At 63.9% G+C, this 25,691-nt stretch carries 27 protein-coding genes; 14 read left to right on the forward strand and 13 right to left on the reverse strand.

Annotated elements, in window-relative coordinates:
• Positions 1–9: 9 nt before the first annotated feature.
• Genes D0Z70_RS14230 through D0Z70_RS14240 form a run of 3 tightly spaced genes read left to right on the forward strand, consistent with a single transcriptional unit; the run spans position 10 to position 2,380 of the window.
• Complete coding sequence (locus D0Z70_RS14230) at positions 10–576, forward strand: DUF1285 domain-containing protein (RefSeq protein WP_119747535.1); 567 nt, start codon at positions 10–12, stop codon at positions 574–576.
• Positions 573–1,172: a CoA pyrophosphatase gene (locus D0Z70_RS14235; protein ID WP_119747537.1), complete on the forward strand. Its 600-nt coding sequence runs from the start codon at positions 573–575 to the stop codon at positions 1,170–1,172. Before D0Z70_RS14230 ends, D0Z70_RS14235 begins: the two co-directional genes overlap by 4 nt.
• A complete protein-coding gene (locus tag D0Z70_RS14240; protein ID WP_119747653.1) occupies positions 1,169–2,380 on the forward strand; it encodes a CCA tRNA nucleotidyltransferase in 1,212 nt (403 codons plus the stop codon). Before D0Z70_RS14235 ends, D0Z70_RS14240 begins: the two co-directional genes overlap by 4 nt.
• Here D0Z70_RS14240 and D0Z70_RS14245 read toward each other — a convergent pair.
• From D0Z70_RS14245 to D0Z70_RS14265, 5 genes are all read right to left on the reverse strand, one after another.
• Complete coding sequence (locus tag D0Z70_RS14245) at positions 2,344–4,098, reverse strand: putative bifunctional diguanylate cyclase/phosphodiesterase (RefSeq protein WP_119747539.1); 1,755 nt, start codon at positions 4,096–4,098, stop codon at positions 2,344–2,346. The two genes, D0Z70_RS14240 and D0Z70_RS14245, sit on opposite strands and share 37 nt — an antisense overlap.
• Before the next feature lie 68 nt (positions 4,099–4,166).
• The gene (gene parC / locus D0Z70_RS14250; protein ID WP_119747541.1) at positions 4,167–6,494 is read right to left on the reverse strand and encodes a DNA topoisomerase IV subunit A; all 2,328 of its coding nucleotides are present in this window, start codon (positions 6,492–6,494) and stop codon (positions 4,167–4,169) included.
• Positions 6,495–6,546: 52 nt separating this feature from the next.
• Complete coding sequence (locus D0Z70_RS14255; RefSeq protein WP_119747544.1) at positions 6,547–6,843, reverse strand: CcdB family protein; 297 nt, start codon at positions 6,841–6,843, stop codon at positions 6,547–6,549.
• Positions 6,843–7,091: a type II toxin-antitoxin system CcdA family antitoxin gene (locus D0Z70_RS14260; protein ID WP_119747546.1), complete on the reverse strand. Its 249-nt coding sequence runs from the start codon at positions 7,089–7,091 to the stop codon at positions 6,843–6,845. Before D0Z70_RS14260 ends, D0Z70_RS14255 begins: the two co-directional genes overlap by 1 nt.
• A gap of 40 nt (positions 7,092–7,131) precedes the next feature.
• Positions 7,132–8,058 carry a LysR substrate-binding domain-containing protein gene (locus D0Z70_RS14265; protein WP_182913970.1) on the reverse strand — a complete coding sequence of 309 codons (927 nt, stop codon included), beginning with the start codon at positions 8,056–8,058 and terminating at the stop codon, positions 7,132–7,134.
• A gap of 117 nt (positions 8,059–8,175) precedes the next feature.
• Between D0Z70_RS14265 and D0Z70_RS24935 the strand changes: the two genes are divergently transcribed.
• From D0Z70_RS24935 to purC, 7 genes are all read left to right on the forward strand, one after another.
• Positions 8,176–8,334: a hypothetical protein gene (locus D0Z70_RS24935; RefSeq protein WP_182913971.1), complete on the forward strand. Its 159-nt coding sequence runs from the start codon at positions 8,176–8,178 to the stop codon at positions 8,332–8,334.
• 49 nt (positions 8,335–8,383) lie between these two features.
• Positions 8,384–9,130 carry a trehalose-phosphatase gene (gene otsB, locus D0Z70_RS14275; RefSeq protein ID WP_239018932.1) on the forward strand — a complete coding sequence of 249 codons (747 nt, stop codon included), beginning with the start codon at positions 8,384–8,386 and terminating at the stop codon, positions 9,128–9,130.
• 29 nt (positions 9,131–9,159) lie between these two features.
• Positions 9,160–11,004, forward strand: coding sequence for a glycoside hydrolase family 15 protein (locus D0Z70_RS14280; RefSeq protein ID WP_220475647.1), 1,845 nt, complete (start codon positions 9,160–9,162; stop codon positions 11,002–11,004).
• Positions 11,001–12,407 (forward strand): alpha,alpha-trehalose-phosphate synthase (UDP-forming), encoded by a 1,407-nt coding sequence (gene otsA, locus D0Z70_RS14285; protein WP_119747550.1) that lies wholly within the window; start codon positions 11,001–11,003, stop codon positions 12,405–12,407. The genes D0Z70_RS14280 and otsA overlap by 4 nt, the downstream gene beginning before the upstream one ends.
• 9 nt (positions 12,408–12,416) lie before the next feature.
• On the forward strand, positions 12,417–12,548 hold the full coding sequence (locus D0Z70_RS25685; RefSeq protein WP_275402218.1) for a hypothetical protein: 132 nt from the start codon (positions 12,417–12,419) through the stop codon (positions 12,546–12,548).
• Between the two features lie 74 nt (positions 12,549–12,622).
• Positions 12,623–13,900: an aminotransferase class V-fold PLP-dependent enzyme gene (locus tag D0Z70_RS14290; RefSeq protein WP_119747661.1), complete on the forward strand. Its 1,278-nt coding sequence runs from the start codon at positions 12,623–12,625 to the stop codon at positions 13,898–13,900.
• Positions 13,901–14,142: 242 nt separating this feature from the next.
• The gene (purC, locus tag D0Z70_RS14295) at positions 14,143–14,925 is read left to right on the forward strand and encodes a phosphoribosylaminoimidazolesuccinocarboxamide synthase (protein WP_006959912.1); all 783 of its coding nucleotides are present in this window, start codon (positions 14,143–14,145) and stop codon (positions 14,923–14,925) included.
• Between the two features lie 97 nt (positions 14,926–15,022).
• Here the strand turns inward: purC and D0Z70_RS14300 are convergent, their stop codons facing one another.
• Both D0Z70_RS14300 and D0Z70_RS24940 read right to left on the reverse strand, forming a co-directional pair.
• A complete protein-coding gene (locus D0Z70_RS14300; protein WP_119747552.1) occupies positions 15,023–15,775 on the reverse strand; it encodes a sulfite exporter TauE/SafE family protein in 753 nt (250 codons plus the stop codon).
• A gap of 46 nt (positions 15,776–15,821) precedes the next feature.
• A complete protein-coding gene (locus D0Z70_RS24940) occupies positions 15,822–15,971 on the reverse strand; it encodes a hypothetical protein (RefSeq protein ID WP_182913972.1) in 150 nt (49 codons plus the stop codon).
• A gap of 166 nt (positions 15,972–16,137) precedes the next feature.
• On the opposite strand from D0Z70_RS24940, the gene purS reads away from it, so the two are divergent.
• A complete protein-coding gene (purS, locus tag D0Z70_RS14305) occupies positions 16,138–16,371 on the forward strand; it encodes a phosphoribosylformylglycinamidine synthase subunit PurS (RefSeq protein ID WP_006959918.1) in 234 nt (77 codons plus the stop codon).
• Positions 16,372–16,374: 3 nt separating this feature from the next.
• Complete coding sequence (gene purQ, locus D0Z70_RS14310; RefSeq protein ID WP_119747554.1) at positions 16,375–17,049, forward strand: phosphoribosylformylglycinamidine synthase subunit PurQ; 675 nt, start codon at positions 16,375–16,377, stop codon at positions 17,047–17,049.
• A 46-nt stretch (positions 17,050–17,095) separates the two neighbouring features.
• On the opposite strand, the gene D0Z70_RS14315 is transcribed toward purQ, so the two are convergent.
• The 4 genes from D0Z70_RS14315 to wecB form a co-directional block, all read right to left on the reverse strand.
• Positions 17,096–19,186, reverse strand: coding sequence for a GumC family protein (locus D0Z70_RS14315; RefSeq protein WP_119747556.1), 2,091 nt, complete (start codon positions 19,184–19,186; stop codon positions 17,096–17,098).
• Positions 19,186–19,881 carry a polysaccharide biosynthesis/export family protein gene (locus D0Z70_RS14320; protein WP_119747663.1) on the reverse strand — a complete coding sequence of 232 codons (696 nt, stop codon included), beginning with the start codon at positions 19,879–19,881 and terminating at the stop codon, positions 19,186–19,188. The genes D0Z70_RS14315 and D0Z70_RS14320 overlap by 1 nt, the downstream gene beginning before the upstream one ends.
• A gap of 102 nt (positions 19,882–19,983) precedes the next feature.
• On the reverse strand, positions 19,984–21,279 hold the full coding sequence (gene wecC, locus D0Z70_RS14325; protein WP_119747558.1) for a UDP-N-acetyl-D-mannosamine dehydrogenase: 1,296 nt from the start codon (positions 21,277–21,279) through the stop codon (positions 19,984–19,986).
• A gap of 266 nt (positions 21,280–21,545) precedes the next feature.
• Complete coding sequence (gene wecB, locus D0Z70_RS14335; RefSeq protein WP_119747562.1) at positions 21,546–22,655, reverse strand: non-hydrolyzing UDP-N-acetylglucosamine 2-epimerase; 1,110 nt, start codon at positions 22,653–22,655, stop codon at positions 21,546–21,548.
• A 226-nt stretch (positions 22,656–22,881) separates the two neighbouring features.
• Between wecB and D0Z70_RS25690 the strand changes: the two genes are divergently transcribed.
• Positions 22,882–23,004 (forward strand): hypothetical protein, encoded by a 123-nt coding sequence (locus D0Z70_RS25690; protein ID WP_275402219.1) that lies wholly within the window; start codon positions 22,882–22,884, stop codon positions 23,002–23,004.
• A 3-nt stretch (positions 23,005–23,007) separates the two neighbouring features.
• On the opposite strand, the gene D0Z70_RS14340 is transcribed toward D0Z70_RS25690, so the two are convergent.
• Positions 23,008–23,868 (reverse strand): ABC transporter permease, encoded by an 861-nt coding sequence (locus D0Z70_RS14340; RefSeq protein WP_119747564.1) that lies wholly within the window; start codon positions 23,866–23,868, stop codon positions 23,008–23,010.
• Positions 23,869–23,983: 115 nt separating this feature from the next.
• On the opposite strand from D0Z70_RS14340, the gene D0Z70_RS14345 reads away from it, so the two are divergent.
• Entirely contained in the window at positions 23,984–24,688 is a 705-nt protein-coding gene (locus D0Z70_RS14345) for a GcrA family cell cycle regulator (RefSeq protein ID WP_119747566.1), read from the forward strand.
• Between the two features lie 70 nt (positions 24,689–24,758).
• On the opposite strand, the gene D0Z70_RS14350 is transcribed toward D0Z70_RS14345, so the two are convergent.
• Positions 24,759–25,601 (reverse strand): outer membrane protein, encoded by an 843-nt coding sequence (locus D0Z70_RS14350; protein ID WP_119747568.1) that lies wholly within the window; start codon positions 25,599–25,601, stop codon positions 24,759–24,761.
• Positions 25,602–25,691: the final 90 nt, after the last annotated feature.

A 25,691-nucleotide genomic window follows, 5' to 3' on the forward strand; every position in this document is an offset into this window, starting at 1 on the left:
TGCTAGGCCATGCCGATGGACCCATTACCCGACCTGGCCGACCTGTCGCTGAGCGACATTGCGCGTCTGCTTGCCGAAAAAAAACTGCCGCCGGTAGAGAAATGGAACCCGGCCCATTGCGGCGACAGTGAGATGCGGATCGCGCGCGACGGCACATGGTTTCATCAGGGGTCGCCGATCGGTCGCGAGGCGATGGTGCGGCTGTTTTCCACCATATTACGGCGCGAGGCGGACGGCAGCTATGTGCTGGTCACCCCGGTCGAGAAACTGAGCATCGCGGTCGAGGATGCGCCGTTCGTGGCGGTGGAACTCAAGAGTGAGGGCGAAGGGCGCGAACGGGCGCTGGCGTTTAGGCTGAATACCGGCGATTTGATCGCGGCGGGTCCGGACAATGCGCTGCTGATCCGGGAAACGGCGGACGGGCCGCATCCCTATCTGCATGTCCGCGCGGGGCTGGAGGCACTGGTCGTGCGCAGCGTCTATTATGAACTGATGAATCTGGCTCTGGATGAAGGGGCCGATCGGATCGGCCTGTGGAGCAATGGTGCTTTTTTCCCGCTGGACGGCGCGGCATGACCCTGGCGGAGCGGCTGCGCGCCGCGCTGGCCGAGGGGCATAGCCGCGATGGCGCGTTCCTGCCGTCTGACACGCGCGATCCGCGCATCGACGGGGATATTGCGCTGTCACCCGCCGCCGTGCTGGTGGCGATCACCGACCGGGCAGAACCGGGGCTGATCCTGACGCAGCGGTCTGAAAGGCTGCGCAAACATGCGGGACAGATCGCCTTTCCCGGCGGGCGGGTCGATGCCAGCGATGCCGATGAGATAGCCGGGGCACTGCGGGAAGCGGAGGAGGAGATTGGCCTGCCGCCGCATCTGGCGCAGGTAATCGGCACGTCCGATCGCTATCATACCTTTACCGGATTCGACATCGTGCCGGTGCTGGCGGTGATCCCGCCCGACCTGCCGCTGCGGCCGCAGGAAAGCGAAGTGGCGGACTGGTTCGAACTGCCGCTCGCCTATGCGCTCGACCCGGCCAACCGGACCCAACATGCCGTCGAATTTGAAGGGGCGGTGCGCCATTATTATGAGATCATGTGGCAGGAACGGCGGATATGGGGCATTACCGCCGCAATCCTGGCGAACCTGTCGCGCAGGCTGGGGGCGGCATGAGCCTGCTGTTGCCCGATGCGCCATGGCGGCATCGTCCGGGGCTTGATGACTTGCTGGTGGCGCTGGATGCGGCGGGTGGCAAGGCGCGCTTCGTCGGCGGCGCAGTGCGTGACGGGTTGCTGGGGCTGCCGGTCAATGATCTGGACATTGCGACGACGCTGGACCCGCATGAGGTGGTCGACCGGCTGAAGGCGGCGGGGATCAAGGCTGTGCCGACGGGCATCGAGCATGGCACGATTACTGCCGTGATTGCAGGCTGGCCGGTGGAGATTACGACGCTGCGCCGTGATGTCAGCACCGACGGGCGGCGCGCGATCATTGCCTATACCGATGACTGGCGCGAGGATGCGGCGCGGCGGGACTTTACGATCAACGCCCTCTATGCCGATCCGCTGAGCGGAGAGATTACCGACTTTTTTGGCGGAATAGCTGACCTGGAAGCGCGGCGGTTGCGCTTCATCGGCGATGCTGATGCGCGGATCGCCGAAGATCATCTGCGCATATTGCGCTATTTCCGCTTTCTGGCGCGCTATGGCGACGATGAGCTGGACAATGTTGCCTATGCCGCCTGCGTCGCCGCGGCCAACAGCCTGATGGCCCTGTCGCGCGAGCGGATTGCCGATGAGTTGATCAAGCTGCTTGGGGTCGCCTCCCCGATCCATGCGTTGCGGCTGATGGTCGATGGCGGGATATTGACGCCGGTTTTGCCCGAAGTGGATGGCGTGGGGATCGACCGGCTGGCGCGGTTGATGGCGCGCGAGGAAGCGGCGGGCGTCGCGCCATCGGCGCTGCGGCGGCTGGCGGCCTTGCTCCCGCCCGATGCGGCGCGGGCCGATCTGGTGGGCGCGCGGCTCAAATTGTCGAACAAGGCACGCAAGCGGCTGACGATCGCGCTGGAGGGCGGACTGGGCGATGCGCCTTTACGAGCGCTGGCGTGGCATATCGGGGTTGAGGGGGCGATCGACCGGTTGTTGCTGGATGGTGGTGCGGACCTGTCGAGCGTGGCTGCATTGGCCGACTGGACGCCGCCCAAGCTGCCGATCAGTGGTGGCGCGCTGATCGCACGGGGGCTGGCGCCTGGCCCCGATGTCGCCAAGGCGCTGAATGTCGTGCAGGATATGTGGGTAGCGGAGGGCTTCCCCGATGCCGCGCGGGTTGGCGCGATCGCCGATCAGACCGTTTCGAAATTCCAGCGGGCGCGCCAATAGTCGAAGGCGTCCTGTTCCGCCATCGGCTTGGCGAAATGATAGCCCTGCCCCTGCCAGCACCCCATTTGCTGGAGCGCGTGGGCGAGTTCCTGCGTCTCTATCCCTTCGGCCGTGACCTTGAGATTGAGCGATTCGGCGAGCGAGAGGATGGTGCGGACGATGACCGTCTTGTCGCGATCCTCCAGCATGGACGACACGAAGCTGCGGTCGATCTTCAATATGTCGATCGGCAGGCTGTGCAGGCTGGCAAGGTTGGAAAAGCCGGTGCCGAAATCGTCCATCGCGATCGACATATGCAAATCCTTGAGCGCGAACAGCAATTTGCGCGCCTTGTCGGGATCGGCGATGATCGCGCTTTCGGTGACTTCGGCGGTCAGGCGATGCCCGGCAATGCCCGAATAGCGCAGCGCTTCCTCAAACATGGACGCCACATCATCGCGCGCCATCTGGATCGGCGAGAGGTTGACGTTGACACCGACGGGCATGGGCTGGCCGAATTTGGCGTCCCAGCGCGATAGCGCCTGCGCCGCCTCATAGGCGGCCCAGCGGCCCAGCGGCGTGATGAGGCCGCTTTCCTCAGCCACGGCAATGAATTCGACCGGGGACACATGGCCCAGTTCCTCGTCATCCCAGCGGGCGAGCGCCTCGAACCCGGTAATCTCGCCGGTCTGGAGGTGGATGAGCGGTTGATAGGCGAGCGAGAGGCCACCCTGAGCCAGCGCGTCACGCAGCCGGCTTTCGATCGAAAAGCGGCGCTGCGCTTCCTTCAGGACGCCGTTGCGGTAGATTTCCACCTTGCCGCTGCGCTTGGCGATCTTGACTGCGGCCTGCGCCTTGCGAACAACATCGTCGGGATCATCGTTCGGGCTGGTCGACAGGGCGCAGCCGATCGCGCAGTCGACCCGGATTTGCAGATCACTGAGGCGAATCGGCGAACTGAGCGCTTCCTTGATGCGCTGGACGATATGCAGTGCGTCGGACAAGCCGTTGTTGAGGCGCGCAAATATCGCAAAATCATTGCCGCCGATCCGGGCCAGCACATCGCCCTGGCGCAGGCTGGACTTCAGCCGCTTGGCGACCGTGATCAGCAATTCGTCGCCCGCCATAGGGCCGAGCGATTCATTGACCCGGCTGAACCGGCTGAGGTCTATGGCGATGATGCCGAACTGGGCATTGTCGGGCCAGACCGTATTGGTAATGCGGTCGTCAATCTCTTCACCGAAACCGGTGCGGTTGGGCAGTGCAGTCAGCCCGTCGGACAGCAGCTCGCGGCGCAGATTCTTCTCGATCGTCCGTTCACTGGTGCGGTCGGTCGCGGTGAACAGATAGAGTTCGGGGTGATCCGCATCAGCCGGCAGTCGGCCGATGGTGCACATGAAATATTCCGGTCCCAGCTTCCCATCACGGCGAACTTCAAAACTGTCGCAGGTCCGATTCGACTGAGCGAAGCGACGGACCTGTTCGACCCATTCGATTCTGGCCGCCGGGCCGTTCTCGTTCGATTCCTGCACCGGACTGTAGGCAGCAGTAAAACGTGGATTGGTCTTTATGACGTTTATCTGATTATTTTCGAAAGATAAAATCGCAGCATATTGTGGCATGGCTGCGAGCCACTGGTTGACGTCGATGATCGGTGACAGATGTGCGTCCGCGTCCCCTGACAAGGGGGCGCTGCTCGTCTTGCCGACTGGCCAGTTGCGCACCGAAATGGATTCCATGCGTTGGCCATATCGGCAAGCGGTAAATTTTCAGGAAACGATCCAGCAATCGTTGTGAAAAACAGACATTAAAAACGATTGTCGCGCGGGAAGCCGGTGGGCGGCATCCGCCCGGCTGCCCCGCGTGCCACTTTCCACGGCGTCATGTCCGATTCGGTGCGGGTCCGTCCGGTTTCGCCACCCATGGTCCAGCTAAGCCCATCGGACAGGCGGAAGGCGATGGCGTCGGACAGGCCACCGTCGCGATAGCGCTGCATCTGCACCCCCTGCCCGCGTGCCATGCGGGGCATTTCATCGAGCGCAAAGACCAACAGTTTGCGATTCTCACCGATCACCGCGACGCTGTCCGCCCCCGGCGCGACCGGGCGGATGACAGCCAGCTTCGCGCCGGTGCGGATGTTGACAACCTGACGTCCTTTGCGAGTCTCGGCCATGATCTCCGCCACCGCCGCAATGAAGCCGCGTCCGTCGGAGGAGGCGAGCAACAGGTCCGTGCCGGTCCGTGCAGGCATGAAGGCGACGATCGTGCCTTCATTGTCCATGTCCACCAGCGACCGCACGGGATCACCAAAGCCACGTCCGCCCGGCAATTTGTCCGACCCCAGCGTGTAGATCCGGCCGGTGGAGGTGGCGAGCAGTAGCTTGTCGGTGGTGTAGGCGTGAAAGGCAAATTGCGGGCCGTCGCCTTCCTTGAATTTCAGCGTGTCGGCGGCGGCCAGATCGCGATGACCGCTCATCGCCCTGATCCAGCCGCGTTCGGACAGGATGACGGTGATCGGTTCGCGTTCGATCATCGCCTCCAGCGGGATTTCCCGCGCGGGTCCGGCTTCCTCCACCAATGTGCGGCGATGGCCCAGTAGCGTATCCGGGCCATAGCGCTTGCGCAGCGCGGCGATATCACGCTTCAGCTTGGCGCACTGGCGCTGCGGGTTTTCGACCAGCTTTTGCAGATCGTCCCGCTCCGCCACCAGATCGGCATGTTCGCGGCGCAACTCCATCTCTTCCAGCTTGCGCAGCGAACGCAGCCGCATGTTGAGAATGGCTTCGGCCTGCCGGTCTGTCAGGGCAAATTCGTCCATCATCACCAGCTTCGGCTCATCCTCGGTACGGATGATCTCGATCACCCGGTCGAGATTGAGATAGGCGATGATATAGCCGTCGAGCAGTTCGAGCCGGTCGGCGATCTTGGCGAGGCGATGCTGGGCGCGACGGACCAGCACGTCGATCTGATGCTTGAGCCATTCGACCAGCACGGCGCGCAGCCCCAGCACGCGCGGCGTATGGGTGGCGTCCAGGACGTTCAGATTGAGCGGGAAGCGGTTTTCCAGATCGGTCAGTCGGTAGAGACTGTCTTTGAGCACCTGCGGATCGACATTGCGCGTCTTGGGCGTGATGACGATGCGGATCGTCTCATCGCTTTCGTCGCGGACATCCTCCAGGATCGGCAGCTTCTTGTCGTTGATGATCCCGGCAATCTGCTCGATCAGCTTGCCCTTCTGCACCTGATAGGGGATTTCGCTGACAACCAGTTGCCAGGTGCCGCCGCCCAGCTTTTCGATACCGGTTGGTTCCCAGACGCCCTGATCATCCTTGCCGGTGGAAAAGCGCGCGCGGGTGCGAAACGCGCCGCGCCCGGTGGCATAGGCTTCGGCGATGATCGCCGGGCTATCCACCAGCACGCCACCAGTGGGAAAGTCCGGCCCCTTCACCACCGCCATCAGCGCGGCATGTGTCGTATCGGGATCGTCGATCAGCAAGGCTGCTGCATCAAGGATTTCGGTGACATTGTGTGGCGGGATGCTGGTCGCCATGCCGACCGCAATGCCGCTGGCCCCGTTGGCGAGGAGATTGGGGAAGAGGCCGGGGAAAATCTCCGGCTCTTCATCTTCGCCATTATAGGTGGGGCGGAAATCGACCGTGCCTTCGTCCAGCCCCGCCATCAGATCGGCGGCGGGCTGGGTCAGGCGCGCTTCGGTGTAACGCATGGCGGCCGCATTATCGCCATCGATATTGCCGAAATTGCCCTGCCCGTCGACCAATGGTGTGCGCAGGACGAAATCCTGCGCCAGCCGCACCATCGCGTCATAGACGCTGCTGTCGCCATGGGGATGATATTTGCCGATGACATCGCCCACGACGCGGGCGCATTTCTTGTAACTGGTGCCGTTGCGGGCGGGATTGGCGACCAGCACATCGGGCGACGCGCCGGACGGTTCCATCTTGAGCAGCCGCATCGCCCAGAGCAGGCGACGATGCACCGGTTTCAGCCCGTCGCGCAGATCCGGCAGCGATCGCGCCGTGATGGTGGACAGCGCATAGACGAGATAGCGTTGCGACAGCGCAGCGTCGAACGGATGGTCCTTGATACTGTCGAAGGGATCGCGAAAATCGGTCATTACAGGCGGGATAGCAGGCAGATGAAAGGAACGGAACGGGAATTTCGCAGGATCAGAAACCGGTCAAAAGTATGTCGAGTGCGCGCATAATGTCATCCTGACGGTGGTGCAGCATCGCAACGGGTTGTTTCAACAGTCGTGAATGGACAGCCCCGGCCAGATGCGTTGCCATCATCAGCCGCTCACGCTCTATATCGAAGCAGGGGTGCAGCGCCGGCAGGGCGGCTGGCATTTCATCGGGCGGCAATAGCGGAACGACCAGACGGGTTCCCAGATGATCGACATGATCGCTCTGGCAATCGAGGACCAGGCCCCGATCCGGGAGCCGGTACACGCCAAAGCGCGCCATCAGAACTGCCGATATTTGTCGAGCGGCAGCTCGTTATTCTCGGCCCAGAGGTTCCATGCTGCGATCGCCTCCTTATTCTCCTCCTGCCAGCGTCTTCCGCGTTCGGCGGCGATTTCCTTGCGCAGCGCATCTTCGCATGTGCGTGACAGATTGATCCCCAAATCTCGCGCATCCGTGACAAGCCCCGCGTCCAGCGACAGGTTGGTGGCCTTGCGCGTGGCGAAGCCTTCACGGTCGTGGCGGGTCATGGACAGAATCCTTCATGAATCATGCGCATGAACATACGCATCATGCGTCACGGGGCAAGTAGCGTCCCTCCGGGTCGTCAGCGATGGCGGCGGCAAATTCGGCGCTGATCCAGTCGCGAAACGCCTTCACCTTGGGCGTGTTGCGGGCGTGGGGCGGATAGACGATCCAGTAGCTGGCAAATTCGCGGACATAGGAGGGCATGGCCTCGACCAGCAGGCCCGCCTCCACCTCCGCCTTCCACAGAAACAGGTTGAGGATGGCGATCCCCTGCCCGCCAATCGCGGCGCGGCCTTCCATCACCTGACTGTCAAGCGCGATGCCGGGCGGCCCGTCAGCCGGGTCAGCCTCCACCCCCATGGCCGCGAACCATTCATGCCACCACATGTCATCGGGCGACAGGCGCGGCAGGGCGTGGAGCGCCCGCGCATCGGCGACGGGGCCGTTGCGTTCCAACCAGGCCGGGCTGCACATCGGCGCGAGGCGATTGTGGGTCAGCAGCCGTGCCTCCAGCCCCGGCCAGTCGCCCTTCCCGCCGCGGATCGCAAGGTCCGCCCCGGCACGGGCGAGATCGACCACGGCATCCTCCGCCTGAATCCGCACCGCCAGCCCCGGATGCCGCATCTGGAACGCACCGATCCGGGGCGCGAGCCAGAGATGGGCAAAGCTGTTGGTGCAACTGATGGTGAGGACGATCGAATGGTCCTGCGCCAATGCGGCGAAACCCTGCCGCATCTGATCGAAAGCGCGGATGATGACCGGCGCGATCTCCCGCCCCTTGTCGGTCAAAAGCACACGGCGACCGGCGCGCTGGAACAGGCTCAGCCCCAGCCGTTCCTCCAGCAATTTGATCTGATAGCTGACGGCAGCCTGGGTCATGCCCAGTTCGTTTGCGGCTGCCGTGAAATTTTCGAGCCGGGCGGCAGCCTCGAACACGCGGACGGCGGAGAGCGGGGGCAGGACGGACATGGCTTTGCATAAGGCAGGCTTATAATCGCTGTCCATGCTTTTGTTGGTGATCGCTACGGAAACGGCGCATTGGCGGTTGCGCAAAGCTGCACCATTTCAATCGAAAGGATCGCGACCATGCGCGACCAGTATGACGCCCAGTTGTGGACTGAAAATCATGTCGAAGCCAGCGCCGGGATCGACCGGCTGATCGCCCGGATCATGCAGGCTTTCCGCGTATTGCACTGCATAAACTGGTCGGCTCCCTGGTCCGACGAGGGCCGGTGCGGCGCGTAAAATCGAGAATGGGGGTTGCGGATCGCGGGCGAGACGCCACTTTGCGCCCGTGCTCGATCATCCCCTTCCCCCGCCCCCGCCCGCGCTGTTGACCGGTGCCGCGCTGTTTCTGGATTTTGACGGGACGCTGACGCCCATTAGCGCGACCCCAGACGGGGTGATCGTGGACGATGGCCTGGTGCCGTTGCTCCTGACGCTGCGGGAGCGGCTGGACGGGCGTCTGGCGATCGTCAGTGGACGGTCGGTTGAAACATTGCGCGCGCTGGGCTTTGGCGATTTCCTGCTGGCGGGAACGCATGGGCTGGAATTTGCGCGGCCCGGCGGCGCGGTCGAGGCGCCACCGCGCCCGGCGGCGATTGACGATGTCGAAGCCGCCTTCCATGCCTTTGCCGCCGATAAGCCTGGCGTGCTGGTCGAACGCAAGTCGATCAGCGTCGGGCTGCACTATCGCGGCGCGCCGGTCTGGCAGGATGCGGCCCATGCGCTGGCACGCCAGTGGGCGAATCATGATGGACTGGCGCTCCAGCAGGGCAAAATGCTCTATGAGCTGCGGCCCGATGGCGCCGACAAGGGCAGCGCGGTCCATGCGCTGATGGCGCAGGGGCCGATGGCGGGCGGCGTGCCTGTCTTTATCGGCGACGATGTGACCGATGAAGAAGGCTTTGCCGCCGCCGCCGATCTGGGCGGGGCCGGCATATTGGTCGGGCCGAAGCGGGCGACATACGCGGCATATAGTTTGGAACAGGTTGCGGCCGTCAGGCATTATCTGGCTGAAGGGGTCTCGCGGCTCGGCTGATCCGCGCCCCCTCCACCAGCCAGATATGCATGAGGGGCAGACCGATAAACAGCATCCACCACCCGATATTGGGCGGCGACGCCCGCACGTTGGACCTTTGGCCGATCGGCAATTGCCAGGCGTCGGCCTTGATCGACCGCGCCGGTCGCATGGTGTGGGCCTGCGTCCCGCGCGTCGATGGCGATCCGGTCTTTTCCGCGCTGCTGGACGATGTCGAATGGGAGGATGACGCGGCGCGCGGCTTCTGGGCGATCGAGCTGGAAAATTGCGTTGCGGTGGAGCAGCATTATCTGCGCAATACGCCGGTGCTGGTCACGCGGCAGAGCGATGCGCAGGGCAATGCGATCGAGATTTTCGATTTCTGCCCGCGCCACAAGCATAAGGGCCGTATGTATCGGCCGGTCGCCTTTGCGCGGATCGTGCGCCCGGTGGCCGGTTCGCCGCGCATCAGGGTGCGTTTGCGGCCCACGACGGCGTGGAATGCGGAAAGCGTGCCTATCAGCTATGGCTCCAACCATATCCGCATGGTGCTATCCTATATGGCGATGCGGGTGTCGACCGATGCGCCCATTGGCCTGATCGCGCAGGAAAGCTGGTTCCGGCTGGAACAGGATGCGCATTTCTTCATGGGACCGGACGAGGGTTTTTCCGATGCGCTGCGCCCGGCGATCGAGCGGATGCTGGACGACACGATCGAGGAGTGGCGGCTGTGGGTGCGGGGTCTTGCGATTCCGGCGGAATGGCAGGAGGCGGTCATCCGATCCGCCATCACGCTGAAATTGTGCCAGCATGAAGAGACTGGCGCGATCGTCGCGGCGCTGACGACCAGCATCCCCGAACATGCCGATTCGGGACGGAACTGGGACTATCGCTACTGCTGGGTGCGCGACGCTTATTATACGGTCGAGGCGCTCAACCGGCTGGGCGCGCTCGATGTGCTGGAATCCTATCTCGTCTATCTGCGCAACATCGTCGATGGCGCGAAGGGCGGTCATATTCAGCCGCTTTACGACGTGCGCGGCAAGGCGACGCTGACCGAATGGGAAGCCGACAAGCTGCCCGGCTATCGCGGCATGGGTCCGGTGCGGGTAGGCAATGCCGCCTATAGCCAGATCCAGCATGACGCCTATGGCCAGATCGTGCTGTCGTCGGTGCAGGGCTTTATCGACCAGCGGCTGCTGCGAATGGCGAGCCATGCCGATTTCGAGGCGCTGGAGGCGGTGGGCGAACGTGCCTGGACTGTCTATGATCAGCCCGACGCAGGCCTGTGGGAATTGCGGACCCGCGCGCATGTCCACAGCTATAGTGCGGTCATGTGCTGGGCGGCGTGCGACCGGCTGGCCCATGCGGCGCAGGCGCTCGACCTGCCGCTGCGAGCGGCGCACTGGCAGAACCGGGCCGATACGATGAAGACGCGGATCGTCGAGGCGGCGTGGCGGGCGGACAGTCAGGCGATATCGGCGAACTTCGAGGATGATTCGCGCGACGCATCGCTGCTGCAACTGCTCGACCTGCGCTTCCTGACGGCGGATGATCCGATGTTCATGGGCACGCTGGCAGCGCTGGAGGCGGACCTGCGGCGTGGCAATGACATGCTGCGTTACAGCACGCCCGATGATTTCGGCGAGCCGGTGACCGCGTTCAACGTCTGCACCTTCTGGCTGATCGAGGCGCTGCATCGCACGGGGCGCACCGAGGAAGCGCGCAGCCTGTTTGAGGAGATGCTGAGCCGCCGCACCGCCGCTGGATTATTGTCCGAGGACATCGATCCGGCGACCGGCGAATTGTGGGGCAATTATCCGCAAACCTATTCGCTCGTCGGCATCATCAACTGCGCCGTCCTGTTGAGCAAACCGTGGAGCGTGATGCGATGAGCCGCCTGATAGTCATTTCCAACCGGGTGTCGCGGCCCAACAAGTCGGGCAATCAGGGCGGGCTGGCGGTCGCGCTGGCGCAGGCCTTGCGCGAAAGCCGGGGGACGTGGATCGGCTGGTCCGGCGAGGTCACCGACACTTTCACCGGCCATATCGGCTTTTCCGAGGATGATGGCGTCAAGACGGCGACGATCGACCTGGAAGAGCAGGATGTCGACGAATATTATAATGGCTATGCCAACAAGACGCTGTGGCCGCTGTTCCATTTCCGCATCGATCTGGCCGAATATGCCCGCGATTTCGAGGGCGGCTATAACCGGGTCAACCAGCGCTTTGCCGACACCGCCGCGCCGCTGATCGAGCCGGAAGATGTCATCTGGGTCCATGATTATCACATGATCCCGCTGGGCCAGATGCTGCGCGACCGGGGCCATCGCAACAAGATGGGCTTTTTCCTGCACATTCCCTGGCCGCCGACACGGCTGCTGGTATCGCTGCCCCATCATAACAAGCTGGTCAGCACCCTGTTTGCCTATGATGTCGTGGGCTTCCATACCGAGGAATGGCTGGAATCCTTCCGCCATTATGTCGAGCGCGAGATGGGCGGCAGCGTGAACGGCGATTTCGTTACCGTGGGCGACCGGACGATCCAGGCGGTCGCCTGCCCGATCGGCATCAATGCGAAGGAATTTGCCGAGGCCGCCGACAGCGAAGCGGCGCGCGCGATGCTCGACCAGATACGCGCCTCGCTTCAGGACCGCGCGATGATCGTTGGCGTCGATCGGCTCGACTATAGCAAGGGGCTGGAGGAGCGATTCAACGGCTATGCCCGTTTCCTGAAGGACAATCCCGATCAGCATCGCAAGGTATTACTGACGCAGATTGCGCCGCCGTCGCGCGGCGAGGTGGAGAGTTATCAGCAGATCCGCGCAACGCTGGACTCGCTCGCCGGGCGGATCAACGGCGAATATAGCGATGTCGACTGGACGCCGATCCGTTACGTCAACCAAGGCTATCCGCGCGATAAGTTGGCAGGGATCTACCGCAGCGCACGCATCGGACTGGTGACGCCGCTCCGCGACGGCATGAACCTGGTCGCCAAGGAATATGTCGCGGCGCAGGACCCGGACGATCCGGGGGTGCTGATCCTGTCGCGCTTCGCCGGCGCGGCGATGCAGCTGAAAGACGCGCTGCTGATCAATCCCTACAGCCCGGAGGAGATGTCCGACGCGATTCTCCGCGCGCTCGCCATGCCGCTGGACGAGCGCAAGCGGCGTTGGCGCGCGATGATGGACAGTGTCGAGCAGCAGGATATCAGCTGGTGGCGGCAATCCTTCACCGAACGGTTGATGGCGGTCGATCGCGATACGGCGCGGGTTGAGCCGGAGACGATGGACGGCTAGCATCGCCGCATGATCGAGGATGATAACGAACCGCGCGGGCTGGCCGCGACCCTGCGCGCCCGGTCGGGCGTCATCATCGGTGCGGTGGGAATGGTGGCCTGGCTGGCGCTGATCTGGGCAATGTTCGGGGATGTGCTGTAGGCGGATTTTGGTTGGCGCATCGTTGAACATTGAGCAAATTTGTCGATGGGCCGCACCGGCCCGGAAAGGCGCTCATGTTCGATCGACGTTCCTTCCTTGGCGGCGCGGCGGCAGCGGGACTGGCCCAGCCGGTCGCCGCGCAGGCGCTGGCCACCATTCCCCTACCCACCGCCGATCTCCACGGCAGGAATGAGGACGCCTATTGGGCGGCGCTGCGCCAGCAATTCCTGATCCCGGCCGATGTCGTGAACCTGAATGTCGGCACCGTCGGCTCCTCCCCCCGTCCCGTGCTGAAAGCCATTTTCGACGGGTTCGAGACGAGCGAGCAGATGACGCAGGCGGGATCGGAGGATTATCCGATCTGGGGCTATGGCTCGTGGGGGGCGTATCGCAAGCCCTTTGCCGATTTCATGGGCGCGACCGTCGATCAGATGGCGATCCTGCGCAATTGCACCGAGGCGAACAGCTATGTCGCCAACGGGTTCGACATGAAGCTGGGCGACGAAGTGCTGATGTCGGACGAGGAACATGGGTCGGGCGAAATGCCCTGGATGCTGCGCCAGCGCCGCTATGGCGTGGTCGTCAAGAAATTCGCCATGCCCAAACCGCCAAAGGACGCGGCGGACATATTGAACCGCATCAATGATGCGATCACGCCCAGAACCCGGATCATCTTCGTCAGCCATATCAGCACGGCGACCGGCGTGGTTTTGCCCGCCAAAGACATTGCCGCGCTTGCCCGATCAAAGGGCATCCTGTCGGCCTTTGACGGCGCTCATGCTCCCGGCATGATCAAGGTCGACCTCAACGACATCGGCTGCGACATCTATACCGGGTCGATGCACAAATGGCTGTTCGCGACCAAGGGGACCGGCTTCCTCTATCTGCGCGACGAGGATGTGATGGACCGGGTGTGGAGTACCGTCGTGACCGGCGGCTATGACGATCCGACGCGCAAGGCGGACCGTTATATGCAGATCGGATCGTCCTGCATCCCGACGCTGATGGGCCTGAACGCCGCGACTGGCTTGGCCAACGCGATCGGGATGGACCGGATCGAGGCGCGCAACCGGATGCTGGCGGACTATATCCACGATCAGATGATGAAGCGCGGCGCGCAAAGCTGGACATCGCCCGACCCGGCGCTGCGCGGGGCGATCGCCACGGTCAATGTGCCGCCGGTGCAGCGGATGGAATTGCAGGACTGGCTGTGGACCAACCACAAGGTCCGCATCCGCGGCGGCGCACCCAGCAAGCTGCGCCTCGCAACGCCCTATTTCCTGAGCAAGGCGGACATTGACCGCTTCCTGGGGCTGTTCGACGAATTTCGGAAGATGAAGGGGATCAGTTGAATCCCTTCTCCCCTTGGGGGAGAAGGATATGAAGCCTTACGAGCGCAGCGAGTTAGGCGAAGTTGGAAGAGGGGGCGGGCGCTGTGCAATCCCCCGTCTCTCCAAGCGGAGAGGGAACAGGGTGCAATTGCACGTCCGCACGCTTTGCTCTATGGGCGAGGCCCAAGCAGCCCCGGCACCCGCTGATCCTTCTCGATTCGCGATTGTCGGGGCGCAGTATTTTTGACCAGACAGGAACGCGCATGGCCCGTCGCCGCCAGATTTACGAAGGCAAGGCAAAGATCCTTTATGAAGGCCCGGAACCGGGCACGATCATCCAATATTTCAAGGATGACGCAACCGCCTTCAACGCGCAGAAGAAGGGCACGATTTCCGGCAAGGGCGTGCTGAATAACCGGATTTCCGAGCATATCTTCACGCTGCTCGGCCAGATTGGCGTGCCGACCCACTTCATCCGTCGCCTGAACATGCGCGAGCAGCTGGTGCGTCAGGTGGAGATCGTGCCGATCGAAGTCGTGGTGCGTAACGTCGCCGCCGGATCGCTCAGCAAGAAGCTGGGGATCGAGGAAGGCACGCAGCTGCCCCGCACGCTGATCGAATATTGCTACAAGGACGATGCGCTGGGCGACCCGCTTATCTCCGAAGAGCATATCGCCTGCTTCGGCTGGGCGACGCAGGAAGAGATGCACGACATTGCCGACATGGCGATCCGCATCAACGACTTCATGTGCGGGCTTTTCGCTGGTATCGGCATCCGCCTGATTGACTTCAAGCTGGAGTTCGGGCGCCTGTATGACGGCGATTACAGCCGCATCATCCTGGCCGACGAAATCAGCCCCGATGGCTGCCGCCTATGGGACGCGGTGACCAACGAAAAGCTGGACAAGGACCGGTTCCGCCGCGATCTGGGCGGCGAAGTGGAAGCCTATCAGGAAGTGGCGCGCCGTCTGGGCCTGCTGCCCGAAGGGCTGGACACCACGGTGCTGGATCTCGACACCCATCGCAAGAAGCGCGAGAAGGAATAAGTCCTTCACTCCACCGTCATCCTGACGCAAGTCAGGATCCAGGGTCGGTCCAAAGCCGCTCTGGGTGCCGGATCAGGTCCGGCATGACGGTTTTGGATCACGCCAACAGCGCGTCAGCCATCAGCTTGATACCCAGCAGCACCATCAGCACATAGATGAGCGTATAGAAGCGCGCGGCGTCGACCCGGCGCACCAGCGCCACGCCCCCCAGTGTCGCGACCACCGCGACCGGCACCAGCATGGCGGTGGCGGTCAGATTGGCGCGGGTGAATTGGCCCAGCGCAGCATAAGCGGGCACCTTCATCCAGTTCATCGTGGCAAAGGCGACCGCCGTGGTCCCGACCAGCCTGTCGCGCGGCAGGCGCTTGGGCAGTACCCACATCTGAAACGGTGGCGATCCTGCATGGGCGATCTGGCTGGTAAAACCGCTGGCGACGCCGAACAACGTCCCCACCCAATCGGGCGAGGTGGACGGCAGGACGATCGCCCCGCCCCGCTCGACCCACAGCCGTTGCAGCCCGAACAGCATCGAAATCGCGCCAAGAGCGCCCAGCACCGTGGTCTCAGGCACTTGCGCGGCGAACAGATAGCCCAGCGCCACGCCGACCGCCATGCCAGGCAGCATCACCCGCAAGATATGGCCGTCCCAGCTTTTGCGGAATGCCCAGACGCTGACGGCGTCCTGCAGGATCAGGATCGGCAGCAGTATCGCCGCGCCGCGGACCGGATCGACCGCCAACGCCATGATCGGCATGGCCAGCGCGCCGACACCGGCAAAGCCGCCCTTGGCCAGGCCCGAAATGGCGACGGCGACAAAGGCGCAGGCGAGATAGACATAATCAGGCGTCATGCCGCTCGCCTAGCGCAAGGGGCAGGCAATTGGCATTGAAAAACGCTCAACGATTGGCGCGATAACCGATCATCAGACCGAAGCTGAAGGTGGCGAGCAGGGCAAGCTGCACCTTTCCATGCGGGTCGTCATAGCCCACAATCTGCTGCCCCCATGCGAACAGCCCGACAAACATCGCCAGCGCCAGCCCGGACATGCCCCAATGCTTCCCCCGAATTTCTACAGCGTGACAGTATCGCGACAGTCGCTAACAAAAGCATAATGGCTTGCCTCCCCGCCGTGTGGGGACTAGGGGAGCCGCAAAGTCGATACCCCCGCAACCGCATGGTTCGGTCCTGTCCTTGTCAAGGAGTTCGCCCCTCATGAAAGCCCGCATCTTCGTCACCCTCAAGGGCGGTGTCCTCGATCCGCAGGGCCGGGCGATCCACCATGCGCTGGAAGGCCTGGGCTTTGATGGCGTCAATGATGTGCGCGCAGGCAAGCTCATCGAGCTGGATTTGGCCGATGGCACCAGTGACGAGGATATCGACGCCATGTGCCGCAAGCTGCTGGCCAACACGGTGATCGAAAATTACCGCATCGAAAAGGTCGCCTGAGCCATGAAGAGCGCCGTCATCGTCTTTCCGGGCAGCAATTGCGACCGCGACCTGGCAGTGGCGTTCGAGGCCGCGACGGGTGCGAAGCCGACCATGGTGTGGCATCGCGACACGCAGCTGCCCGACGACATCGACCTGATCGGCGTGCCGGGCGGCTTTTCCTATGGCGACTATCTGCGGTCGGGTGCGATGGCCGCGCGGTCCCCGGTGATGCAGGCGGTGGCGCAGGCGGCCGATCGCGGCGTCTATGTGCTGGGCATCTGCAACGGTTTTCAGGTGCTGACCGAAAGCGGCCTGCTGCCCGGCGCGCTGCTGCGCAATGCCGGTGGGCATTTCGTGTGCCGTGACGTCGCGCTGACGGTGGAAAATGCGCAGAGCGCCTTCACCAGCCGCTATGCTGCTGGCGAAGCGATTTCCTATCCGGTCGCGCATCATGATGGCAATTATTTCGCTGACGACGCGACGCTCGACCGGCTGGAAGGCGAAGGCCGGGTCGCACTGCGCTATGCCGAAAGCGTCAATGGCTCGGCGCGCAATATTGCGGGCATTTTGAACGACAAGGGCAATGTGCTGGGCATGATGCCGCACCCCGAACGGGTGATCGAGGCCGCCCATGGCGCGACCGATGGCAAGCGTCTGTTCGACGGGCTGGTCGAAGGACTGCTGGCGCGGGCGTAATAACGCGCTTTAACCGCTCCCCTTTAGGGGAGGGGTGCTTTATGCCTCACCCGCCCCGGTGATAATCATATTCCATCGCCCGGCCCTGCTGCTTGGTCAGGATGGCGCCGATAATGGTGCCGCCCGCGCGGCGCAGGCGGTCCACGGCTGCGCGCAGGCCGCCATGATGGTTGCGGCCCCATTCGACCACGAGCAGGCTGGCCTGCACCTTGCCCGCCAGCAATAGCGCGTCAGTCCCGCCCAGGATCGGCGGCGCGTCGATCAGCACCGTGTCATAGTCCTCCCGCACCGCAAGCAGCAGCGCTTCGAGCGCCGGGGTCGCCAGCAGTTCCGCCGGGTTGGGCGGCACCGCGCCGCAGGGAAGCAGGGCGACACCCGCCGTGCCGGTGTCCATAATGACCTGATCCGCGCTCGCCTGCCCGGTCAATAATTCGCTGATGCCGCGCCCGGCGGGCAGGCGGAACAGGCTGTGCTGGACCGGGCGGCGCATATCGCCGTCGATCACCAGCACGCGCTTGCCCAACCCCGCCAGCGCCAAAGCAAGCGCGTGGAGAGTCAGCGACTTGCCCTCCCCCTCCTGCGCGCTGGTGACGAGGATGGAGCGGGGCAGCCCCCCCGCCGACGCCAGCAGCAGCGAAGAGGCAAGCGGCGAGAAGATGTCGACCGGCTGGGGTGCATCGCCGGTCACCGGCACTGCGCCCAGCAGCGGCAGCCCGACCCGCTCCGCCAGCGTATCGGCGGAGGTGACGGCGTCGTCAAACATATGCCGCGCCGCGACCAGCAGCAGGCCCAGCGCAATCCCGCCCAGCGACGCCAGCAACAGCGTCACGCCGATGCGGGGCGAGAAAGGCCGGGTCGGCACGGCGGCACGATCGAGCGGCTGGATGCGGCCTGCCTGAAACCCCGCCTGCGACGCCATGTCGCGATAGCGCTGGAGCAGGCTGTCATGCAGCATCCGGTATGTATCGACCGAGCGTTCCAATATGCCGGTCTGCACGTCGCGCCCGCGTTCGGCCTGCGCCTGCCGTTCCAGATCGGCGATTTCGGCGGCAATCTGGGTTTCGCCATGCACCGCGACCTCATATTGTTCGCGCAGCGATGCGCGGATGGTGTTGGCCATCACCTCCGCCTGATCGTCCAGCGCGGCGAGGCGCGCACGGGCCTCGCGCATGTCGGGATGGGCGTCCTTGCGGAACTGGCGTTCCTCGACAATAGCGGCGCGGGCTTCGGCGCGGCTGGCCATCAATGTCTGCATCGCGCCATTGCCCAGCACTTCGGGCAGAGTTTCGGCGCTCGCCCGGCGGGCGCCTTCCCAACGCTTCTGCGCCGCGATCCGATCGGCCAGCGCCTGCGCATGATAGGCGTTGAGTTGGACGAGGCGGGCCGAGATGGTGCCTTCCGGTGGGCGTTGCGTGTCGCTCTCTTCGTCCGTCGCCGTGCTGGTGCGGGCGGCATAGACCGCCAGATCGCGCTCCGCCCGTGCCAGATCGTTACGCGCGCCGTCCAGTTCGCCCAGCAGGAAACGGCGCGCTTGCACGCCCGATTCAAAGCCGCGCTTCAGGTCGGCGCGGATCAGGCTGTCGGCATAGCTGTTGGCGACTCGCGCCGACAGGACTGGGTCGGCGCTCACGAAGCTGATGCGCAACACGCGGGACTTGCCGGGCAGTTCGACTTCCAGATTGTCGCGCAGCAGACGAATGACCGCATCCTGTTCGACCTGCCGCTGGGTCAGGCTGCCTGCGCCCTCGGTCGGGCGCTGGCGGTCCATGCCGGCAAAGAAAGTGGGCGTACCGACCAGCGCCAGATCGCGTGCGACCTCTTCGGCCAGCGCACGGCTGCGCAGCACTTCCAACTCGGTCTGCATCAGCGATTCGATGTCGCCCGGCGCGACGCGCGGGGTGGCCTGCGCCCCTGCCCCGGCGGCGCCTGCGGGTATGTCCTGCACCTCGACCGAGGCGGTCGCGCGATAGTCGGGGGTGGACATGAGGATGAACAGCGCGCCCGCCAGCAGGCACAGTGCCATGGTGACGAACAGGATGACGCGATGGCGGCGCAACACGGCCCAGCCGTGGCGCGTGGTGGCGGCGAAGCGGGCGGCGCGGCCTTCATCCGATGCGATGATCTCAGAAGCGCTCATCAATTCTTCCCGTCAAGGGCGATGAACCCCGCTGCCAGCGCGGGCGCGGCCAGCAGGGAGCCGCCGAGAATCGCCTTCGCCCGCGACAGGCCGACGATGATCGTGTCACCGGGCAGGATTTCGGGATCGGCGGCCTGTCCCCGGCGGATCGCGGCAAGATCGAACATCGCCGCCTGCCGCTGCCCGTCAATCTGCCGCACAACGATGACCTGCGAGAGGCTGGCGAGGCGGGTCGGCCCCTTTGCCAGCGTCACCGCCTGGCTGAGCGTCAGCCGCCCGTCGAGCGGGAACAGGCCCGGCTCGCGCACTTCGCCGTCCACGGTGATGCGGCGACCGACGGCCTTTTTGACAAAGATCGTGACTTGCGGCGACACCAGATAGCGCTGGCCCAGCCGCGCGGCGATCAGGTCTGCTGCGTCGCCCGATGACAGGCCAGCGACCGGCACATCCCCGATCAGCGGCATCCGCACCATGCCTGCCGCGCTGACCTGCGCATCCTCCAGCGACAGGCCGGGTTCATGATAGACCTGGATGCGCAGCACATCGTCGGGGGAGAGGCGATAATCGGCACCGATGGCGAGCGCTGGCGGGATGAGCGCATAGGCGGCGTCACCGCGCGGTGCCTGCTCGACACTGGCGCAGGCGGACAGCAAGGCGCAGCCTGTCATCGCGGCATATATCTGCCTGATGGTCATCTGCACATCTGCCCCCTTATGGCCCACTTGAGGCCGGGGGGTAGCGGTGCGGCACGGCGATGGCAACCACAGGCGCGACGGGTCGCGCCCGATGGCCGATTGTCAGACGGCGACGCGCCCCGGCGCCGGTTCAGCGATGCGGCGCGGCTGGTCCGGCCAGATGCCGCGCGTGTCATAGACAGATTTGCCGACACGTTCATCGACGGGGACAGATTTGAACATGTCATGATCGACAAGAATGACGAACACGCCACATTGTTCCAGAGCCGTATCGAGATCGATCAGTTCCGCGCCGGTCCCGGCAAATTCCATCGGCAGGGCATGGGCATAGGGTTCGACCAGCTTGATCCGGCGACCATAGCGGCGGGCGAGGCGCGCGGCGACCTTGACCGCCGGGCTTTCGCGGAAATCGTCGATATTCGCCTTGAAGGCGAGGCCCAGGCAGGCGACATTTTCGTTCGCGAAGGCGTCGATCATGTCGGATGCCTTGGCCACGACATAGTCGGTCTTGCCGTCATTCACTTCGCGTGCGGTGCGGATGATGCGGGCATTTTCCGGGTCGCCATGGACGATGAACCACGGGTCGACCGCGATGCAATGGCCGCCGACGCCGGGACCGGGCGAGAGGATGTTGACGCGCGGATGGCGGTTCGCCAGCCGGATCACTTCCCACACGTCAATGTCCATATTCTCCGCGATCACCGAGAGTTCATTGGCGAAGGCGATGTTGACGTCGCGGAAGCTGTTTTCCACCAGCTTGACCATCTCCGCCGCGCGGGCCGTGGTGGTGATGCAGGCACCGCGCACGAACTGGCGATAGAAGCCCAGCGCCTTGCGCGCGCAACGCGGCGTGATGCCGCCGATGCAGCGGTCATTGTCGATCAGCTCGACCAGGATACGACCGGGCAAAACCCGCTCAGGGCAATAGGCGATGGCGATGTCGCCCTGCACGCCCTTGCCGGGCATTTTGAGGTCAGGGCGCATCGTGCCGATTACGTCGCGCATCGCTTCGGTCGTGCCGACCGGGGACGTGGATTCCAGGATCACCGTGTCGCCTGCCTTCAGCACCGGAGCGATGGTGCGGGCGGCTTTGAGAACATAGCTGATGTCGGGCGCGCGATCTTCCGATACCGGGGTCGGCACGGCGATGATGAACACGTCGCTTTCCTCGACCGTGAGGCTGGCGCGCAGATTGCCGCGCGCGACAACGCCCTGCACCAGCCCGTCCAGATCGACCTCCTCGATATGCACGCGGCCCGAATTGACGGTTTCCACGACATGGGCGGACACATCCACGCCCACCACCTGCGCGCCGCCACGGGCGATCAGGGCTGCGGTCGGCAGACCGATATAGCCAAGGCCGATGACGGAAACCTTCTGCTTGGTGTCGACGGGCATGGAGGGGCAGTCCTTATGAGGCTAAGATTTGCCCCTGTTTCTGCCCGGAAATGCTGAAGATTTCGGTAACGGTGGCACCAAGATCGATCTGCTCCCCTTGGGGGAGAAGGATATGGAGCCTTACCGCATCCGAAGGATCGGTTAGGCGCAGTTGGATGAGGGGGCTGTGCGCCAACGTCAGGGCGGACGCCCTCACCACTGCGACTAAGGCAGCAAGCTGCCAAGTCTCGTTGCCTCTCCCCTGAGGGAGAGGAGATTTGGACGCTCTATCCCGCGATAATCGCCGCAATCCGTTCCGCCGCATGACCATCGCCGAACGGATTATGCGCCCGCGCCATGGCGTCATAGGCCGCCTCATCGTCCAGCAGCGCCAGCACCTCCCGCACGATCAGCGCGCGGTCGGTGCCGACCAGTTTCGCCGTTCCAGCCTCCACCCCTTCGGGCCGTTCGGTGGTTTCGCGCATCACCAGCACCGGTTTGCCGAGCGAGGGCGCTTCTTCCTGCACGCCGCCGCTGTCGGTCAGGACGAGAGTGCAGAGATCGAGCAGGCGGACGAAATGGGGGTAATCCAGCGGCTCGATCATCGCCACATTGGGCAGGACGCCCAGCACGGCGTCCATGATCGGGCGGACATTGGGGTTGGGATGGACCGGGAAGATCACCGCGACATCGGGACGGGCAGCGATGTCGGCGATGGAGCGGGCGATCGCCTCCATGCCGCCGCCGAAATTTTCGCGCCTGTGGCTGGTGACGGCAATGATGCGCTTGCCCGCAAAGCGCGCGGCGAGATCATCTAGGCCGCTGGCAAGCGACGGGTCAGCCAGCACCCTGTCGCGAGTCGCGAGCAGCGCGTCGATCACGGTATTGCCGGTGATGTGAATGCCCGCCGCATCGCGGCTTTCGCGCAGCAGCGCGTCAGCGGCGGCTTGCGTGGGCGCGAAATTCATGTCGGCGATGCAGGCGACCACGCGACGGTTCACCTCTTCGGGCCAGGGATGGTGGATGTCACCGCTGCGCAGGCCCGCCTCGACATGGGCGACCGGGATCTTGCGATAATAGGCCGCAAGGCTCGCGACCATGGTGGTCAGCGTGTCGCCATGGACGACAATGCGATCGGGCCTTTCGGCGTCGAACGCCTTGCCCAGTTCGACGATCAGCTTGGCGGTCAGCCCGTCGAGCGTCTGGTTGGGGACCATGACGTCAAGATCGACGTCCGGCACGATTCCGGCAATCTCCAGCACCTGATCCAGCAGTCCGCGATGCTGGGCCGTCACGATGACGCGGGTTTCCACGCCGGGCCGTGCGCGCAAGGCGTGAATCACCGGGAACATCTTGATCGCTTCGGGGCGCGTGCCGAACACTATGGCGACCTTCATGGGGCAACCTTCATCATCAATCTTTCATGCTGCAAAGCGGTATCGCAGCCCGATGTGGCAGAGAAATGTAACCATCGCCTGAACACGGGGCCGCCCGCCCATGGTTTTGTGCCGTCCAGACGCTATGCTAGGGCATCCATATCTGAGCGGGTGATACGCATTTGATGAAATGTGCGATGATCGCGGCGGGCTTTACGTCCACGCGCTTTGGCAGTGTCGGCCATTGATGTGGCCGTGGGACGAAGAGGCGCACGACAGCGCCCTGCCCCGCTGGCGTCATTGGCTGCTGGCGGCGGCGATAGTGATCGTCCTTAGTGCCATCATGCCGATCCTCGCCGCCTTTTCCTGAGCGCTACGCCTTGATCTTCCAGCCCCGCTTTAAAAGCATGTAGCAAAGCGCGCCCAGCCCGATATTGAGCGCCAGCAAGACGCTGCTGCCCACGATGATATTGGTGTCCGCTGCCGCGACGAAGCCATAGCGGAAGCCCGAAATGATATAGAAAAAGGGATTGGCGTGGCTGATCGCCTGAAAGAAGGGCGGCAACCGGTCGATCGAGTAGAAGGTGCCGGACAGCAGCGCCAGCGGGCCGATGAGGAAATTGGTGACCGCAGCGTTATGATCGAACTTGTCGGCCCAGATGGAGGTCAGCACGCCCAGAAAGGCGATGAAGCTGGTGCCGATCAGCGCGAACCACAGCACCGCCCACAGATGCGCCGGGGTGACATGCACGCCGGGCCACAGCGCCATCGCCGCCCATAGCGCCGAACCGACGAACAAGGCGCGCGTGACCGAGGAGGCGACCAGTGCGCCCAATAATTCGCCGACCGAAATCGGCGGCATCAGATAATCGACCAATGTCCCCTGCACCTTGCCCACCATCAGCGGAAAACTCGCATTGGCGAAGCAGGCGTTGATCATGCCCATGATGATGAGGCCGGGCGCGACGAAATCGGCGAAGGGAACAGCCTGTCCGCGCAACATCACGGTGCGGCCGCTGCCGCCCAGGGCGACGATGAAGATGACCAGGAACAGCAGGGTCGTGATCGCAGGGCCCCACACCGTCTGAAGCTGCACCTTCATGAAGCGGCGCACTTCTTTCAGATAAAGCGCCCAGCTGCCCGCCCAGTTGATGTTGCGAATCACCGGCACCCCCGGTTCGGGGAATGGCGGCAGGGCTGGCGCGGTCGGGGCAATTTTGGGCTGGTCGTTCATGGATGGATCGACTATCGGCTGAGAGGATTTGCTGCAAGGGCGCTGTTCACACATTTGAACCTGCGCACCGGCTTCCCATATAGGGACGCAGCCAGATATTTTGAGGAGTGTTTCATTGTCCTGGACCGACGAGCGTATCGACCAGCTCAAGGGGATGTGGGAGCGCGGCCTGACCGCCAGCCAGATTGCCGAGGAACTGGGCGGCGTCAGCCGCAATGCGGTGATCGGCAAGGCCCATCGCCTTGGCCTGCAATCGCGGCCTTCGCCGGTCAAGGCCAATGACGCGCCCAAGAAAGCAGCGGTGCCACCGCGCAAGCCCGCCAGCGCCGCTCCGGCGACGGAGGTTGAGGCAGCGCAGCGTCCGGCCACCCCCGCGCCAGTGGCTGAAGCCCCGGCTCCGGTCCGCGCCTTCACCCCCGCCGCTGCGCCCGCCGCGCCTGCGCCCGTTACGGACGAGGCACCAGTCGTAGCCCCCAAGCCGCAGCCGCGCATCGTGTCGGTTGGTCCCGGCGGATTCCTGCGTCAGGGTCCGGGTGACCAGCAGGCGCCGATCCCGCCAGCACCACCGCGCCGTCTGGTTCCCGCCAAGCCGAGCGCCGAGATTGCTGGCAAGACATCGCTGCTCGATCTGACCGAGCGGATCTGCAAATGGCCGATGGGGCATCCGGGCGAGCCGGACTTCCATTTCTGCGGCGAAGCGGTCAATCCCGGCTTCCCCTATTGCGTCGAACATTGCGGTCGCGCCTATCAGGCGCAACTGCCGCGCGGCACCCGCCGTCCGCCCCCGCCGCTGCCTTTTGGTGGCCCGCGGGTTCGTTAAGCATCTAATCCAAACACGAAGAAGGGGCCGGTTCCTGCGCAGGAACCGGCCCCTTCTTTCATGCCATTGATCAGAAGCGGAAGCTGGTGGTTACCATCACGCTCTGCGTGTCGAACTTGTCGCCGCGATTGATGCTCGCGCCGCCCGACGGGGTGATGCGGAACGGGTTGGTCGCAGGGGCGCTACCCGCACCGACATCGACGCGATAATCGCCGACATTATAGCGGGTCCACAAATAGCGGGCGCCGATCGAGAAATTGTCGGACACTTTCGCTTCGATACCGCCGCCTGCGGTCCAGCCCCATGCATCCTCCTTGGCATCGACCTGCGTAAAGCTGTTCGCGCCATTGCTGGTGCCAAAGCTGTTCTTGACCTTCGCATAGGCCAGACCGCCGGTGATGTAGGGCATGATGCCGCCCGGCGTGGTGTAGCCCAGGCGCGCACGCAGATTGCCGTTCCAGTCGATCCGGCGCGTCATGGTGTAGAAAGCCGGCGTGGTCGAATATTCGCTCACGCTGTCGCTGATATAGGCCTTGCCCGCTTCGGCGACGACACCGGCGACAATGCCGCCAAACTGCATGTCATAGCCGACATGGCCCATCCAGCCGATCGCATCCTTGTCATCGTCGCAGCCCGCTGCCGGGGTGGCACCGCGCGCCGCGCCGCCGCAGGTGCCGGGCGAGAAAGCATTGGCACCAGTCGTCGTGCGGATAGTGTCGTCATAGGTGCCGTCCGCATTGGTGTCGAAACGCAGATGTTCGGCGCCGTCCTTCTTCTGGAAATTATAGCCGAACGACCCACCCACATAGGGACCGGTCCAGTCGACCGTGCCGCTATCCTGCGCCAGAACGGGCGACGCCGCCAGAACGAGCGCCAGGGTGGCGCCGAGCGGCGCGATACGGTTGAAATGCATTGAAAAATCTCCTCGCCTGATCGGGTGTCAAAACCCAACTGCGAACCGCTAACGGCTTGATAAGCGCTTTTGTTTCACTCGCAGATGTAA

The organism is Sphingobium terrigena (genome assembly GCF_003591655.1).
GTDB lineage: Bacteria > Pseudomonadota > Alphaproteobacteria > Sphingomonadales > Sphingomonadaceae > Sphingobium > Sphingobium terrigena.